This window comes from Bacillus cereus group sp. BfR-BA-01380 (genome assembly GCF_022663535.1).
Classification (GTDB): domain Bacteria; phylum Bacillota; class Bacilli; order Bacillales; family Bacillaceae_G; genus Bacillus_A; species Bacillus_A cereus_BB.
The window spans coordinates 189366-205525 of sequence record NZ_JAKUFS010000004.1 but is presented as its reverse complement, the minus strand read 5'-3'; the positions used below and the strand labels follow the sequence as shown (position 1 = coordinate 205525).

Genomic DNA, 16160 nt, shown 5'->3' with positions numbered 1-16160 from the left:
ATTGCTCATATGTCCTATTCATCTAGTTCTTCCGTAAGTGCTGAGATGCCTTCTGTCACTCGGCTAAGCAAGTCGAGAAACACACTGCGTTCCTCGATACTAAGTAGGCCGACCATGGCTTCTAGCCTTGCGAAATGCTCTGGAGCCATTTCACGAAGTTTCTTTGCTCCTCGCTCCGTTAAAATGATCGATTTTTGCCGACCATCTTTTGAACTAGGTCGACGGGATACGAGACCATCTCTCTCAAGGGTATCAATTAGACCTGTCACAGTAGCACGTGTGACACCTAGATGTTCCGCCAGTTGCGAAGGTAACGCTTCCCCTTCGTTATCTTCAAGGTCTGCCAGTAAACGATAGCGCCCTGTTGATAAACCGAATCTAGAGAAATGAATCTCCGTAGCATGTCCAAGCTTAGCTCCCGCTGCCATTAGCCTAGTCGCAACGAGAACAGCTTGTGCGTCAACGTCTAAATTGTAACGATCAATTTGACGCTTAGATTGTATAAGTGAAGGAACAGCATCATTATAATTTGTTACTTTCATATCGGAACCAGCAGGCGGAACAGCATAAACATCTTCCGCTTTTTCCGAATCTTTCATATTGCTCATATATGTACCTTCTTTCTTCTTTTAAGTCATTCACCAATTACTTTTAGTATTATATAATTAGGGAGCTAACTATATAACAGTAAACATAGGCTAGTTTTACTAGCCTATGTTATTAGTCATATTTATAATATGGCACCTAATCACTTTTTCTGTCAACACATTTTAAATTTTGAAACGATAAGATTGGTCAATAAGCTTACTTGCATTACGTCCAAATAATGGAAATTTTTATTAATAGCTGATTTCGTTAAACTATTACATGTTCCAAATATGAAACTTAAAAAACTTCCTATAATCATTTTTCTTCTACTCTATCTAACCATTCATTTATTAATGAATGGAATAAAACATCCTGCTCAATCTGCAAGTTATGTCCTGCTCTATCTAAAACCGCAAAAGTAGCCCGAGGAAATTTATCAAGCAAATCCCAAGCATCTTTATAGCCTGTTACTGAATCCTGTTTCCCTAATACAAAGAGGCTTGGTTTTTCATATAAGGATAACTGACTATCCACATCATATGAAAAAGCATATTGCTTCTGTATTTTTGTTAAAAACGCCTCATCTGCTATTTGAATTCCTGATATAATCTCTTCAAGATAACGTTGCCAATTATATTCATTAAGCACTACAAAATTCGAACTGAAATTCTCACATTCTTCATTACTTAACTTTGATAAAAACTTCTCATCTCGGTAAATAACGGTATGTGGAGAAAGCTGTCTCTTGTTTATATTCGGAATAATCATCGGGCAAATAAATGCTGCACCATCTATTTTTTCTTTTCTTTTCGATATAACTCCCCTAGTAATGTATCCGCCATATGATTCGCCTGCAATTAAGAAAGATTCGTTTGGAATAATCGTATCTATGAATTTTAAAACGAGATCTAACATTCCATCTGAATTTTGAATAGATTCGTGTCCCTTCGTATGTCCCATACCTGGCAAATCAATATAAATTCGTTTCCAACCTTCTCTTTGTGAAAAAACAGGCTCCATACAACCTGACATTAGTCTATGATCAGGAGTAAAACCATGAAGCATGATAATTGGTTTTCCAGAACCATAAATTTCATAATGAACTTTTACATCCCCTATTAAGCATTCCATTATCATCCACTCCAAATTTTCAGTATTTTTAATACTATAATAAGGTAAAAGCTATTTCTTTCCAAACGATTAATCTTATGCCTCTTATTGTTAGTTAAAGAACATTTTTATTTCTTTTCATTTTAAATTAATCAATCTTTACAACAAAATAAGTATGGAATGTCATTATGTCAACCGTCTCTAGTTATTTCACTTCCTCAACTCACTATACTGTATATGAATTCTGTTTTCTGGATTTCTGTCCACCGTATACAACACAACAAGAAATAACCATTCCAAAGGCTTCATGATAAGATAGATGATGTCTGCGGACCACTTTGAATTGATGTGCCTGCTGATTGGATAGCCATACTTGTCATAAAAGTTACGAATAGCTTTATGTAAGTTTGGAACATATTGTTCAAGAATATTTTCAAATGCATTGGCAATTAGTAGCTGGCGGTTCACAGGGATTCTTGCTCCAGCTCTAATACCTGCCCTGACTGGCTTGACCAACTTTTTATGCCCTCTAGCAGAGACAGTACACAAATAATGTCCATCACCCTTCACTATTTCTGGTTTTGGCGCCGGGATATTCGAATAGTTGAAAGAGCTTGTTTCAAGAAACACACGAATAAGGCTATCTGGTCGTTGTCCAAACAGTACCAAAATGAGCTGGATGATAATCAGGACTGGAAATAAGCTTATAGCCCATAGTTTTGACATCTTTTGATAGTTATTACATATCCTTACGAGAAATAACATACATTTATTGTTGTACTCAATCTCTTTTTCATGCTGGCTATCAAGAAAATGCTTCAGAGATTCTTTCAAACTTGCGATATATAAAAAAAGCAATGATAGAAAGCTAATTTGCAGAAAGAAAATCGAAAATTCTTCACCATCATGTGAGCAGACTGTATGAGTGAGATAAGCAACTGCAAATATGATATTCAATATCATTAATGTACTGCATACCACATAAACAAGTGGGGGAAGATTCCCATAATTAAAGCTTACGATCCAAAAGCTAATCATACCCAATGTTAATAAGACAATTACTGAAACAACATATTCATTTGCAAGAGAAGCATATCCGTTATTCTTAGCACCAGTCATTTCAAAAATGAGCAAACGCTCACCAGCACCTGCTGCCATTCCATTTAGAACAAAGCCAAGCATGAATAAACAATAAATAATTATAGAGGTATAAACATCTATCGCTTTGATTTTGACTGATTTATCTTTTACATCTTGTGGTTTCTCCTTTATAAATATAAAATCCTGAAACATCCTAAAAAAGGCATACACAGGAATTGAAATAAATATAAGAAGCTTTATAAAAACAAGCAACCCTCTTCCTCCTCTAATTCAGCAAAAACTTTGCTAGTATTTTAACTCTTACAAAAGAAACTATCACTCTATTTTCCGCTATTAATAATCCTAGGCACGAGAAAAAATATGAGTGTAAATGTTTGATGATGAATAAAAAGGACACAATTCCGTGTACTAAAATCGCATCCGTTAATTAAAGAAGGACTACCACATCGGTTCATCCTTATTACTAAGCTTATTCCGACTATTTTTATACATCCCAATGTCTATATTTATTTATCTCACCCTTTTTTCTAAATGCATCTTCTAAGTCAATATCGAGTTTGTTAGCAAGATCAAAAAGATTCCATACCACATCGTATATTTCAAAACCTAACTGTTCCTTTCGTTCATTAATATGATCAGAATCAGGTTTGGAAGAGATTTTTAAGACTTCTTGAACGACCTCTCCTATTTCTGTAACCAAAAATAAGGTTCTTTCTTCAATCGTTGCGTTCTCAAAACCTTTGTTTTTACTAAACTCTCTAACCTCTCTTTGTAATGCAGATATTTTCATTTTGCCACCCCCTCCTATTTTGAAACTCTCCAAAAATCTGTTCCGTATTCTCTATTCTGAAATTTAACTGGTAACGATGTGTTTGAAAAACTATCACCTACGCCAATCTTATATATCTTATTTTGCACCGGTGACCCAAAGGAAAATTCAAGCTGACAATCAGTAAGATTAAATAATACAGAATAAACGGTTCCGAAATTTTCTTGGTAATTATGAACGGATAACCCATCTGGAAACTCAGTAGAAATAAGTTTCTTTAATTCGCCAACAGATCTTTTACCAATAGCACTAAACTTACGCTCTAAAACATTAAATCGTATTTGTGAATGAACCAAGCTTCCTATTTCAAGACTTTCAATTTCAGGAAATAGAGCATGATTCGTTGCGATTAAATAGTCGAGATTCGTTTTTCTTACAGCTTTAGCGCCATCATACGTTTCATATAAAGCTGCTTCACCATTTGCATCGGCTAAGAGTAAATTCATATTCGCTCCAATAGGCATGTTCTCTAAACACCAAATGCCTTCCTCAACATTTTTACAATTTTCAAGTAAGGCTCTTACTATTACCATAAATTGCAGTCCTTTTGTGACGGGCTTTTTCATTCCTAGATGCTTTCCAACTGGAATACCACATGAGGCAAAAGCTACACAGAACCCCTTCTCATTTAAGCCTTCACTTCGACCAAAGTAAGAAACAGAGAAGCCAGTGTGACTGTATTTACCTTGAACTTTTGTCGTGCATAGTCTCATATCAGATATTGCTGGTGACAAATCGTAGTTTCTAAGGACATAAGTTTTCTTGTCAATTGTTTTAGATGGTAAAATAGCACCTAAACTACATCCTCCTGGTTGTAACCAAGCTTCATCGTAAAAGTTCAGATAACTATAATTTACATCAAGTGCATCTGCAAATCCTTCTAATTCTTCGTTTAAACCAGGACAATATTGCTCAATTAATTTCTTCATTTTTTTAAATTTGCTTTCATCTATTGATTTAGATGATAAAAGTACATTCATTGCATGAGGATTCTTTTTTATTTCTTCCCCTTGCTTTCTACCAATTTCATAACTATTCCCTTCAAGAAAAGAAAAGTGGGCTTGAAATATATTCATATTTATCTCTCCAATTCAAATTAATAATCAGCATCTTATCTCTCTTTTAAAACCGCATCTATTAATCGTCTATCTGATATATACTTTGCTCTATTTGGTTGTCCTTCCGCTCTTCTTACCTCTAATGTATTTAAGTTTGCTACAACAGAGAAAAGCGTACCAAAATGATGTTCTTTTAAATTTAAACAAACATGTCCTTTCGTTTCCGACATAATTGATTGTGCAATAGAAAGGTTTATTTTATTTATGTTTTCTTTAAGGCTTAATTCTAAAGTTTCAAAACGTTCTTTTGATTTGCTCCAATTCCAGCTTTCACATACTGATGTATTTTCATGATGGTTTGTGCAATGGATATAATTATTAGTAGGAAGGCGTACATTATAGTTGTCAGGGGTAACCTCTACAACAGCCATATTTCCTGATGGATCCGCCAATAAGTAGTTATTGGCAATCGAACTTGGAAAACTTTTCAATACTTCTATACCTTCCTCTACAGTACAACAATTTTCTAAAATGTATTTAACGGCGAAGTAAAAATTCAATCCTGGCTGAATTCTTTCATGAGGAACTGATGTAATTCCGACAAATAAACCATATTGATTTATACCATCAACTTTTCCAATAAAACAATCCGAATGACCGAGATATTTATTTTTCCCTTCAAAACAAACTAATGAGGACTCAGTAGTTTTCTTCAAATTAAAGAGCATATCATAATTACGTCCAATAATCATTTCGCTTCCATTAAAAGCTGAAAAAATACTACATTGACCGGTCAATTCAAATACTCCTATACTTAACAAAAAAGAACTTACTTCTTCAAAAGAAGAATGGCAGCCTTCAGCAAATCCTTGTATTTCCTTCACAACATTAGGATCAAATTCAGTAAGAATAGGTTTGCATGCTTCTCCAAATTTTAATTTTCCTTCAGTTACTTTTGGAAATCGAAATCCATTTTTATAAAGGATTTCTGCATAATGTTTTCCAGCCTCATAAGAATTTCCTTTTAATCTAGGATGATACATAATAAATCCCTCCAGTGTGTACTTCTTTGTATATATATAAATCCAATTTGATTTTCCAACATATAAATCGCTGCTATGCGGAATACAACATGTCCTCCTATTAGCCTGCTCCTTTTGTTTTAAACATCTCATGTGGCAGAAAAAGGCCCTGACCGCTTCTATGCATGGCCAGTTGCTCTCGCCCACCTAAAAAAAGCGGGTTTATGTCGTGTTTTCAATTTGTATTTATATATAAAGAATAAACCCTCCACTTACTGGAGGGTTTACTCTGTTTTTACATAAAAAATTGTTAGTTAACTCTAATTCTCGCTAACTGGTATACATATTTTGGTGATAAATTCTGATGGATGCCTGTTTAAATCTGGTCTTATATCTCTTATATTAAAATTAGACGGAACAAGTCCTTTTTCATAAATCTCTATTCCTTTTCCTATCTGAGTTAGATTCTGTTCCCTTATCCAACTTTCCAACATTTTATACCCTACATCCAATTCTGAATAAGAACCTTTAACAGTAGTGCACGCATATATCCCACCAAATAAAATTTTACAGCCGTCTATCTTATTCGTATCTTTTACTGGAAGAATTAGCTCTACATCTGCCTCTTTTTGATTCAAATCTCTTTCGTGAAAGATGGACATTAACTTTCCGTTAACTACAAGATTAAAAGCATAAACTCGATCAAATAAATTTTTTATTAATTGATCTATAAACTTTATTTTTATTTTCTCACGAATCGTATAGACTGTTATTTCCTTTCGGTTTTCAATATAACAGCTAGATAAAACAGGTCCCGGGATTATAGAAGCTTCTTTTTCTATTTGTACTTTTAACATTTTCATTTCTTCTATTTGTTTAGAAATTTGCTCTTTTTGACTTTCAAGGTCACAAATTTTATGCTCTAATACGCTAGTCCATTGCAATCGACTAGCGCTTTCAATTAATTCCTTAATAGTAGATAAGGAGCATTGAAAACTTTTTAAAAGCATAATTTTTTTCATGACTTGAATTTTTTCATAGTCGTAATACCGATAGTTTGTTACAGGATCTATATAAGAAGGTGTTAATAAACCAATATCATCATAATAGCGTAATGTTTTAACAGGAACATTACATATTTTAGAAAACTTACCGATAGAGTACATTATATTCTTCCTTTATTGGCTAATAATAAAATATTTATTGTAAATTAAAATTCCAACACCTTATTACTCTTCCTCAAGTAACTCCAACTCTTTCTCCACAAACTCCATCAACTCCTGAATTGTTTGCGCCGAAAAGTCAAAACGAATACCTGCCGCTTCATACACTTCTTTTACTGATTTTATACTTCCTAAAGATAACGCTTGTTTATAATTCATTAAAGTTTGTTTTGGATTCTCTTTATATTGCTTGTACATCTGCAGGGCACCTATTTGGGCAATTGCGTACTCGATATAGTAAAAAGGCACTTCGAAAATATGTAAAATAGACAACCACCTTGTCTCTAACCAATTTTCATACCCTTCCCAATTCACAAAGTTAGAGTCATATATTCTTGCTAGTTCTTTGAATTTCTCTCTTCTTTCCACATGCGTATGGTTTGGATTGTCATACATCCAATGCTGGAATTGATCAACTACAGTAATAATAGGTAAGTATTGTATCATCAAGCGGAGTTGCTCACGCTTTGCTCTTTTGAAATCTTCCCCACTTGGATAAAACGTATTCCAATACTCCATCGTTATGAGTTCCATTGTTGTGCTCGCCAATTCTGCTGATTCCATTGGAACGTTTCGATATGGCCCTAGTTCAATGTCTTTCATAAGCTCATTATGAATGCAATGACCCATTTCATGTAAAAGCACCACTACATCATCTTGTGTGTTACAACCATTCATAAAAATAAATGATTGTTTAGACGCAGGTAAGTATTCACAAAAACCACCTGGAGCTTTTCCTTTTCGGCTCTCTAAATCTAAGAGATTATTTTCTTTCATTTCATGTAGTAATGCCGAAAAATGAGAATCAATATTCTCCAGAATATGAAAACTCCCCTTTACTAACTCGTCTACATTTTGAACCGGTTGTAAAGGCTGCTCGTTTATTGGAACGGCTCTAATATCCCAAGGTCTAAAAGTATGTAATCCCAAAGTTTTTTGCTGTTTTTCTTGAAGCTTCTTCTGTAACGGGACAACATATTGACGCATTGTTTCTGCTAACTCAAGACAATTCGCTGCTGTATAATCAAACCGTTCATATTTTTTAAACATATAATCACGATAATTTTGCAAACCCACATTTTGAGCTTTTTGGTGTCGCAATGCAATTAACTTATCCAGAATGATCTGAAGGTCTTCTTCAACTGCTAACATGCTTTCTTGAATAAGAGTCATCGCATTTTTTCTAACCGTACGTTCTGGATCTTGAAGATACATCTGCATGTCGCTTAACGACTTTTCTTCACCTTCCCACATTACAGTTAAGTTACCTGTAATCTCGAAATACCTCGTTACTAACTCATCTTCTTCAATTTCTAAATCTATATTTTTTTCATTGAACAAACGAATCGTATTTTCTATTTTTTTATTCAACAAACTAAAAAATTCAGGATTTAGCTCCAAACGGAATGGGGATTCGTAGTATTTATTGTCTAATAAGCTTTTATATCGTTTTACTAATGGCAGCACATGCTTTTGGTCAAAATCGAAAACTTCTTTCGCTTGCTGGTTATCAGTGTTACACTGAAATTGAATATAATGTTGTCTAAGCTGTTCTTCCACTTCATCTAAAAACCGGGACTGCCTTTTCAACCAACCTTCAAGTTCCTCGCTACATTGAATCTCTGTTTGTAATAAATCTTTAAATTGTTTTTGTAACGCTTCCAAATCACCAATAATGAAATATTCAGTATTGTCCACGCACAAGACACCCTTTCATACGATATTCTTTGCAACAAGTTTCAAATGCTCAGCAGGAATAATTTGTTTCACTGTTTCCTGTAAATCCTCTGCCATCACTTCTTCAACATGCTCCAAAGCGACTTCTAATATGCTACACTCCATCGTTTCCACATTGAGCAGAGAATAATGGTCATGTTTCTTAATCACCAAATATCTATGATGTTCTGTCACTAGTAAAGCACCTAGCTGAATTCCTGATACTCTGTTATCTTCAAATTTCATATATATTCCTCCCCTTTATAATTATTTTACAATAAAAGGATATTGGAAGATACAAAAATAAATAGATGTTTTACTATACTCTCCTTGTAGTAGGAAGAAAAGAGACATACATTCGTACCCATTTTTTTGATCCATTCTTTATTTTGCCAACTTCACACTATAGTAGTTCATTTTTTTAGGAAATCTTCCAGTTCGACTCTATCTAAACGAATGTTTTTATAAAGTGAAACTTTAATCAGTGGGGGTTTTCTTCATCCCCCACTGATTATTAGTTGAACCAATCGGGCTTTTACGGGCAGTTTATCTCCCACCTAACTTCTTTGCTTTCGCTGAATTTTGAGGTGGGAATATTACTGCCCGTTAATGCGGGATAAAAACAGCGAAGAAACATTTGCTAAAATGATAGGCTGGGCAGATCTATCGTTTACGTTAATAAAGTGAAACTTCCGTCAGTGGTGGTTTTCTTCATCCCCCACTGACGGTTAGTTGAACCAATCGGGCTTTTACGGGCAGTTATCCCCCAGCTATCTTCTTTGCTTCTCTCTGAATCTTGAGGTGGGGGTCTTACTGCCCACAAATAGCGGGATAAAAGAAAAAACGGGCTTGTTAGACAACCCGTTTTTTCTTTTAGCTCTTTTTTCTTTTCGGTAAGTCAGGAGCCTTCTTCATTGTGTCAAGAACATGCATGACCGCGAAATATGGATGTTTTAAAATCATTTTCGGTCCGCTCCTCTTCATAACATCTTTAACAAAATCTTTCATATCTGGTTTATAACAATGAATTTTGCAATTTTGACATGCGGGCTTCTTCTCTTGAAATGGACATTTTGATAAACGAAAATAAGCATACTCTTTTAACTTCTGACATTCTCCACATATAGTATCTTGTTCATGTTCGTTTTTACAATACATATCAATCATAATACTAATTGTTTTCTCTTCACGTTCCATTCGATTCATGGCTAGCGCCTCCTTCTCTGCTTTGATTGTAAGACTTTTTTAGAAGGTTTACATGAATTTTTATTGACAATTTTTCTAATGTTTATCTCCTTCCTACGAATTATTAATGGAGAATGTCCCTACCAATCAATTAGACCAAATAAAAAAACACCTCTCATTTCGAGAGGCGTTTACCATTAAGATATTAATTCTTCCCCAATAATTTTTACTTCTGTTTCTAATTCTACGCTAAATTTAGATTTTACCGTTTCCTGCACATAACGAATAAGTTTCACATAATCACTCGCTGTAGCTTCACCTAAATTTACGATAAATCCAGCGTGCTTCGTAGATACTTGGGCATCTCCTATTTGTTTTCCTTGCAACCCGCTATCTTGAATTAACTTACCAGCGAACATACCTGGAGGACGTTTAAAAACACTGCCACAAGAAGGATACTCTAATGGTTGTTTTGATTCACGCAAAAATGTCAATTCATCCATTTTTTCTTTGATTTTATTGTGTTCACCTTCTTGTAAATCAAACGTCGCTTCTAACACAAGATGCCCTTCTCTAGAAATGGAACTGTTTCTATATTCTAATTCTAAATCATTTTTATTTAAATTAAGAATTTCGCCATCTCTAGTTAGAACTAATACACTTTCAATAACATGTGATACTTCGCCGCCATATGCTCCCGCATTCATGTATACTGCTCCGCCAACTGTTCCTGGAATTCCACAAGCAAATTCTAATCCAGTTAGATGATTTTTCAATGCAAATCTAGAAGTATCAATAATAGTTGCTCCGCTTTGAACAATGATCTTATTATCTGTCAATGAGATATTAGTTAACTTAGTTAAATTCAGAACAATCCCTCTAATGCCGCCATCCTTAATAATGATGTTTGAACCATTACCTAAAATAGTGAAATCTAAATTATTTTGACTTGCATATTTTATAACGTCTTGTACATCTTGATACGTAGTAGGTAAAACAAAATAATCCGCATTTCCACCCGTTTTAGTAAAAGTGTATCGTTTTAACGGCTCATCTTTTTTTACTTTATCCTCATCTAATATATTCAATAAATCGCTGTATACTTTATCCATTTCCCTAACCTCTTTACTAAGAATCTTTCCTATCCATTATAATGTATTTAGTTTCAAAAAAAACCTCTAATATGTCACTTTTTTTTGAAATTCAAGCAATAAATTTAACTAGATCTCATTTTTTAATACTAAAATATGTAAAAAAAGGCATACTTATCCCTTATCGAGATATCTTTCGGAATAGACTGCAATTTTTCAATTTCTATTAAATGTAATTATGCAAGGATGCTCTGCAATAAATATTTCGCTTCATCTTCTTGATGTATGTCTCTTCCTCTATTCACTATTTTGTATTTACTAAAGGTTTATAGAATAACTATGATTTCTTTATCCCTTCAAGTGCATTTCTCATCATCTCAACTGGATACTTCGGTAACTTTAGCATAATTAGACGATTAAGATATTGATTCATCTCTGCTATATCTATAAATTCCTGTCCTTTTTCTACTAGTTCATAATAAAAGTAATGATCTACAGTAAAAATGGACTCATTCATTTGTGGTTAAATTCTTCTTAAATACAAGGTGTAAGTTTTGCAAATCCTTCTTTAATACCCCATAAATAACAAAGTGATACCTGGTAGCATTATTCATAATCATTACACATTTTTTGCGGCCAATCTTAAAAAGATGTGCATGCCAACAATTTAGCGGATTAAAATCATCAGCATCTACTTTTTGAACTTTTATTTTCATTTCATCAGCTAACTTTTTTGTACATTGGATAAGTTGCATAAATTCCTCATTCTTTCTTTTAATTAATAACTGAGTTTCCGTCCATATTTTTGAAAAAAACAATTACCCTTACATATTGCAATAGAAATAACTACTTTTGTTTATTCTTTAATTATACACTTTTTGTAACTGTAACCTTGAAATAAAATTTGAGCAAAAACACCTCACAACCAGCAATTTACGAAAGTTAAAAAAGATCCATTTTGAAAAAAGGTTGATTAAAAAACTCATTAGTTCGGGTTGTATTTATTTTCAAATTTCATTTTTGCAATCTTAGTATATTTGTTAACAAACTCTGTTTTTGCTTCCGTATATCCGTCTCTGTCATGTTCATATTTATCTATTAAGCTCATTTTCAAATTACCATATTCCTCGGCAACAGCTTTATGTAGTTGTAAAAAATCTCTAAAATACAATTCATTCCAATTCCCTAAGTACCTAACATGAAGATGAAATACTTTTTCAGCAAATCCATTTTCCGTATAACCTTTCATAAACATCATATGAGGTGCTGGCTTTTGTGGTTGCTTTTCAAAGATATATCCGTTTTTCTCTAACGTACTTATCAAAAATTCCAAATCGCAATCTTCTGTTATTTCAAGCAATATATCTATCGTTGGCTTTGCTAATAATCCGTTCACAGAAGTACTTCCTATATGGTTTATTCGTTCAATATATTGATTACCGATTATGTTGCTAAGCAATTTTTCTTCTTGTAAATACCAATCTTTCCATATTGGATTATGTTCTTTCAGTATAATTGGAAACAGTTCCCACAATTCTTCAAGTGACATTTCTGATAAACTCTTACCCACTATACAATCCTCCATTCTACTTAGTAAACCGTTTTACCAAACGTTATTTCAAAGCCACATCCGTATTCTCAAATATTGATCTCCATCTCTAAATCCTGAATTTTCTCAAACTTTGTAACCTGTATCTTCGCAGGATAAGATTCAAGTATTTCACTATACTCTATTCTAACTTTGTCACCTGTTTGTAATTCCTTTTCTATATTTGGATTATTAAAGTGCAAAATAGCGTCAGCGGGAAATCTCCATTTTAACCTTTGTTCTAAGTTTTTTCTATCGTAATCTGATTTTATAATTTTCTCGTAAATAAAAAATACAGTATCTTCCTTAAGCAAAATATAGCCACGTACCCTATTTGAAACCGTATTATTATCTGTTTTCGTTGTAGACCTTTTTAATTCATTACTAGTATCTGTTTTCCACATTAAAACCATAATGAAGATAATTACAAAAAATATAATCATACCAACTGTTTGTATACTTTTTTTCATTTGCATCTCCATCACCCAAAATGCTGTTTCTAAAACATTCATTACCAAATAGTTAAAATAGCATAAATGAAACTCCTACACTTTAATTTCTTTTAAAGAATGCAGTAAAAATGCCACCATATATTCGCATGCTTTTTCACAAGCTAACATCTTAAATACTTTTTGTTCTTCTACAGTTTTATCATTCGCTTGATCTGAAGCAGCTTTTAGGCAAAGAAACGGCTTGCCGTTCACATGACAAACGTAAGAAAATGCCGCAATTTCTTGATCGACTGCAAGTGCTCCGTATACTGTCTGAAGTAGTTCTCTCGTTTCTGCACTGCGAATACGTTGATCCCCTGAAATAAATGTACCATAATGAGAGTTGTAAGCTAATTGCAACTTTTTCATTTCTTTAATCAACTGTTTAGAAGGTTGAATACTCGCTGCTCGACCCGTATATAAATCAAACGGATCCGTTCCCGTTCCTGCTCCGGTTACATCATGTTGCATAACTTTAGTGGCGACAACAATATCACCGTTTTTCACCTTGTTTGATAAACTACCGCAAATCCCTGTCATAAATAGCTGTTCTGGTTGAAATTCACTAATAAGAAGCTGAACACAACTTGCACATTGTACTTTTCCGACTCCAGTTATAACAGAAATCAATTCGATGCCGTTTAGATTATGAAAATGAAATTCCCAAGCTGCTCGTTTTTCTTTTCGATAGCTTGGGTAATATTTATGTAAATACGTAAGCTCCGGTTCCCATGCCGCCACGATAGCAATTCGATTCATAGATAAAAGTCCTTTCCTACTATTTCTTTCCTTAAATGTAGTACAAACCCATCATTAGTTAACGATAATATAATTATGTAGTTCTTTTTGAAAATTATAATGCATTTTTTATTGATGTGTATATTCCATACCTTTCATAAAGATTTAGAATATACACAATCATTTACTTCGCTCTTAATAACTAATAACCTTTTTTCCTTTTCAACATAAAACACGTAATCTAAAAAACGCTATCCATGTTTTTTAGATTACGTGTTTGGGTCTATAAAGTAACGACATATATGTTGAAAAATCAAAATGTATTTATATAAGCGATAAAAATAACTCAAACATGTACTTACAAAATGGAAAGCTTCTAGTATTGCAAAGATTAAATACTGGAAGCTGCTAATTCTTCTTTATACCATTTGCGAAGTTGATTAATGTGAGCCTGATGATATCTATTATGATCTGCTATATGCCAAATGCCCCATCGGATAGTTGCTGTTGCTCCATTTTCATAATCAACTTTTTTATTCAATTGTTCGTCAGTTAACTGAAGGCAAGTAGACTTAAACATGTTGAATACCTCATCATAATCAGAGAGAACTCTTTCCAAGGAAACCCCAAAAATCAATGGAATTTCATTATTTTTATCCAACATAGGTCCGTACTTATCTTCAAGAAGCTTTGGTACTAGCTCACCTTTAATCCGAAAAGCCCAATTAAGATCTACATATGTCAAATGCCTTATTAATTGCGCTGTACTGTTATATTTCTGATTTGGCCCCTTATAATCTAATTCCTCCTGTGACATACCTGCAACAATGGATATTAATCGCTTATAATTACCATCTACAGCAGAATATAGCATACCTACAATAGGATCCATTTTGAATTCACCTTTTAAATCTAAAATCATGAATCTCCACCTCACTCAAAATTAAATGAACGCTTTTACCCTACAATAATACAATTCAACTTTAGCAATATTACTATTGCTAGTTCAATTTAGGCTACTGTATTAAAATCACATACTGCTAAGTTATTCGGATCGTTTACGTAATCATCATCTACAATAAGCAACACCATCACTATACCTTTAGCTATCGTAAATCCTATATACTCTCATCAATAATTTTGAATCCACTATACTCAATCAAAGTTCTAAACACATCGCTGCCTCCATATGGCCATGCATAGGGATAAAATTCAATTCTTCCAATATTGTTTGATGTCTTTTCACAAGATATCAGTTCATATTCTCCACAAGCAAACGCTTCAATCATAGACTCAAAATCCCACGGGGTGACAAGCTTAGGTTCCGTTAGGCGTTCTTCTACAGGAGTTTGTTCCCATAATATCCAATAGTTATGTAATTCTTCTTCAGTCGGCCACCAAAACTGTTGTAAAACGTCCTCCTCAAAATACTCTAACCACATAGAATCACTAGAATTTATCCTCTCTTTTTCTTTCTCTTCCTTAAGTTTGTAAAAGAACTCTCTTAGTTTATAAAAATGATCCCCTTTATGTATTACAAACTCAAAATAACAATTCGTCATGTACTCACCTCTCTATTTGAATTCTTATTTATATGGTAAGATCATGAAACTGCATTCTCCTAAATTATAACATTCTATAATTCAATTATGGTATACTGTCGTTTTATAAGAAAGTTATTTTCACTTAAAGATTTTTATCATGATTTCGTACAATAATAAAAAGACTCCTACAAGCGTAAGAGCCTTCTAAATCCTAGTGTAGTAACATGATATCTTCCATTTTCTATACTAGATTACACATCGACAACTTCATCCCAAATATTAATATCATTTTCATCTAAAATTGCTTTTATTTGATCTTTTTCAAAGACTACAAGGTATTCAGCAGGCAATGTTAAAACTTGAACAATAGAAGACCTCAATTTTAAAAGTTCATATGCATAAAACGCTTCTAACTCTTCTGTATTGTCCTCATCATTAACAGGGCCTATATACCAACCGGAGTCACCTGTTTCACAATCTTTTGTTCTCTCTAAGTAAATATCATCTAACTGCAATACATTTTTTGCAGCAACAATTTTGTCACAAAAACGCAGCAATTCCCCTTCAACTTTTAATTGTTTTACACAACGAACTTGTTTCAATAGAATCCATAAAGAAATTGTTAAATCATCCGTCATATCTTCAAATGGATTCTTTGTATAATCATGTACGATAATATGATATCCGTCTTCCCTTTGATCAAGAAAGTAAATCGACCACCCAACTTGCATAGAAAACCCATCTATTAATCGATCATTTTCTACCTCAGATAGAAAATGAAATAACCCCTCTACCTGCACCGCTAAATACTCTTCTGCCTGAGCAATGAAAGTTTTATCCCCGATATTTTTAATAAACTTTTCCATTTACGTTCTC

Annotated in this window: 19 protein-coding genes; all 19 read right to left on the bottom strand. The window is 33.4% G+C overall.

What is annotated here, in order from left to right; genetic code table 11:
- Positions 1–14: 14 nt before the first annotated feature.
- Complete coding sequence (locus MR076_RS05780) at positions 15–542, bottom strand: MarR family winged helix-turn-helix transcriptional regulator (protein WP_242218680.1); 528 nt, start codon at positions 540–542, stop codon at positions 15–17.
- A gap of 361 nt (positions 543–903) precedes the next feature.
- Positions 904–1722: an alpha/beta fold hydrolase gene (locus MR076_RS05775; protein WP_396021665.1), complete on the bottom strand. Its 819-nt coding sequence runs from the start codon at positions 1720–1722 to the stop codon at positions 904–906.
- 186 nt (positions 1723–1908) lie between these two features.
- Positions 1909–3051, bottom strand: a complete 1143-nt coding sequence (locus MR076_RS05770; protein ID WP_242218565.1) for a DUF6688 domain-containing protein — start codon at positions 3049–3051, stop codon at positions 1909–1911.
- A 232-nt stretch (positions 3052–3283) separates the two neighbouring features.
- Positions 3284–3589, bottom strand: coding sequence for a MazG nucleotide pyrophosphohydrolase domain-containing protein (locus MR076_RS05765; protein ID WP_242218564.1), 306 nt, complete (start codon positions 3587–3589; stop codon positions 3284–3286).
- Between the two features lie 14 nt (positions 3590–3603).
- Entirely contained in the window at positions 3604–4704 is a 1101-nt protein-coding gene (locus MR076_RS05760; protein ID WP_242218560.1) for a C45 family autoproteolytic acyltransferase/hydrolase, read from the bottom strand.
- 35 nt (positions 4705–4739) lie between these two features.
- Positions 4740–5729, bottom strand: a complete 990-nt coding sequence (locus MR076_RS05755; RefSeq protein ID WP_242218558.1) for a C45 family autoproteolytic acyltransferase/hydrolase — start codon at positions 5727–5729, stop codon at positions 4740–4742.
- Between the two features lie 299 nt (positions 5730–6028).
- Positions 6029–6874 carry a MerR family transcriptional regulator gene (locus MR076_RS05750; RefSeq protein ID WP_242218556.1) on the bottom strand — a complete coding sequence of 282 codons (846 nt, stop codon included), beginning with the start codon at positions 6872–6874 and terminating at the stop codon, positions 6029–6031.
- 63 nt (positions 6875–6937) lie between these two features.
- Complete coding sequence (locus MR076_RS05745; RefSeq protein WP_396021660.1) at positions 6938–8629, bottom strand: M3 family oligoendopeptidase; 1692 nt, start codon at positions 8627–8629, stop codon at positions 6938–6940.
- A gap of 15 nt (positions 8630–8644) precedes the next feature.
- Positions 8645–8893: a hypothetical protein gene (locus MR076_RS05740; RefSeq protein ID WP_242218554.1), complete on the bottom strand. Its 249-nt coding sequence runs from the start codon at positions 8891–8893 to the stop codon at positions 8645–8647.
- Positions 8894–9520: 627 nt separating this feature from the next.
- Positions 9521–9853, bottom strand: a complete 333-nt coding sequence (locus MR076_RS05735) for a nitrous oxide-stimulated promoter family protein (protein WP_242218552.1) — start codon at positions 9851–9853, stop codon at positions 9521–9523.
- A 176-nt stretch (positions 9854–10029) separates the two neighbouring features.
- Entirely contained in the window at positions 10030–10944 is a 915-nt protein-coding gene (murB, locus tag MR076_RS05730; RefSeq protein ID WP_242218551.1) for a UDP-N-acetylmuramate dehydrogenase, read from the bottom strand.
- A gap of 316 nt (positions 10945–11260) precedes the next feature.
- Positions 11261–11440, bottom strand: a complete 180-nt coding sequence (locus tag MR076_RS05725; RefSeq protein ID WP_242218549.1) for a hypothetical protein — start codon at positions 11438–11440, stop codon at positions 11261–11263.
- Positions 11433–11678, bottom strand: a complete 246-nt coding sequence (locus tag MR076_RS05720) for a DUF6933 domain-containing protein (protein ID WP_242218547.1) — start codon at positions 11676–11678, stop codon at positions 11433–11435. The genes MR076_RS05725 and MR076_RS05720 overlap by 8 nt, the downstream gene beginning before the upstream one ends.
- Positions 11679–11908: 230 nt before the next feature.
- Positions 11909–12493, bottom strand: coding sequence for a GrpB family protein (locus MR076_RS05715; RefSeq protein ID WP_242218546.1), 585 nt, complete (start codon positions 12491–12493; stop codon positions 11909–11911).
- A 68-nt stretch (positions 12494–12561) separates the two neighbouring features.
- Positions 12562–12987, bottom strand: coding sequence for a DUF3221 domain-containing protein (locus tag MR076_RS05710; RefSeq protein ID WP_242218544.1), 426 nt, complete (start codon positions 12985–12987; stop codon positions 12562–12564).
- Between the two features lie 69 nt (positions 12988–13056).
- Complete coding sequence (gene mtnN, locus MR076_RS05705; protein WP_242218542.1) at positions 13057–13761, bottom strand: 5'-methylthioadenosine/S-adenosylhomocysteine nucleosidase; 705 nt, start codon at positions 13759–13761, stop codon at positions 13057–13059.
- A 370-nt stretch (positions 13762–14131) separates the two neighbouring features.
- A complete protein-coding gene (locus MR076_RS05700; protein ID WP_242218540.1) occupies positions 14132–14662 on the bottom strand; it encodes a DinB family protein in 531 nt (176 codons plus the stop codon).
- A 196-nt stretch (positions 14663–14858) separates the two neighbouring features.
- Positions 14859–15302 carry a hypothetical protein gene (locus tag MR076_RS05695; protein WP_242218538.1) on the bottom strand — a complete coding sequence of 148 codons (444 nt, stop codon included), beginning with the start codon at positions 15300–15302 and terminating at the stop codon, positions 14859–14861.
- Positions 15303–15535: 233 nt separating this feature from the next.
- Positions 15536–16150, bottom strand: a complete 615-nt coding sequence (locus tag MR076_RS05690) for an immunity protein Imm33 domain-containing protein (RefSeq protein WP_242218536.1) — start codon at positions 16148–16150, stop codon at positions 15536–15538.
- Between the last annotated feature and the right edge of the window lie 10 nt (positions 16151–16160).

Coding starts and splice junctions, on each gene's coding strand:
- murB (WP_242218551.1), bottom strand. CDS start 10,944: ATGGATAAAGTATACAGCGATTTATTGAATATATTAGATGAGGATAAA.
- MR076_RS05695 (WP_242218538.1), bottom strand. CDS start 15,302: ATGACGAATTGTTATTTTGAGTTTGTAATACATAAAGGGGATCATTTT.
- MR076_RS05700 (WP_242218540.1), bottom strand. CDS start 14,662: ATGATTTTAGATTTAAAAGGTGAATTCAAAATGGATCCTATTGTAGGT.
- MR076_RS05725 (WP_242218549.1), bottom strand. CDS start 11,440: ATGAATGAGTCCATTTTTACTGTAGATCATTACTTTTATTATGAACTA.
- MR076_RS05690 (WP_242218536.1), bottom strand. CDS start 16,150: ATGGAAAAGTTTATTAAAAATATCGGGGATAAAACTTTCATTGCTCAG.
- mtnN (WP_242218542.1), bottom strand. CDS start 13,761: ATGAATCGAATTGCTATCGTGGCGGCATGGGAACCGGAGCTTACGTAT.
- MR076_RS05750 (WP_242218556.1), bottom strand. CDS start 6,874: ATGTACTCTATCGGTAAGTTTTCTAAAATATGTAATGTTCCTGTTAAA.
- MR076_RS05720 (WP_242218547.1), bottom strand. CDS start 11,678: ATGCAACTTATCCAATGTACAAAAAAGTTAGCTGATGAAATGAAAATA.
- MR076_RS05740 (WP_242218554.1), bottom strand. CDS start 8,893: ATGAAATTTGAAGATAACAGAGTATCAGGAATTCAGCTAGGTGCTTTA.
- MR076_RS05760 (WP_242218560.1), bottom strand. CDS start 4,704: ATGAATATATTTCAAGCCCACTTTTCTTTTCTTGAAGGGAATAGTTAT.
- MR076_RS05755 (WP_242218558.1), bottom strand. CDS start 5,729: ATGTATCATCCTAGATTAAAAGGAAATTCTTATGAGGCTGGAAAACAT.
- MR076_RS05735 (WP_242218552.1), bottom strand. CDS start 9,853: ATGAATCGAATGGAACGTGAAGAGAAAACAATTAGTATTATGATTGAT.
- MR076_RS05710 (WP_242218544.1), bottom strand. CDS start 12,987: ATGCAAATGAAAAAAAGTATACAAACAGTTGGTATGATTATATTTTTT.
- MR076_RS05765 (WP_242218564.1), bottom strand. CDS start 3,589: ATGAAAATATCTGCATTACAAAGAGAGGTTAGAGAGTTTAGTAAAAAC.
- MR076_RS05780 (WP_242218680.1), bottom strand. CDS start 542: ATGAAAGTAACAAATTATAATGATGCTGTTCCTTCACTTATACAATCT.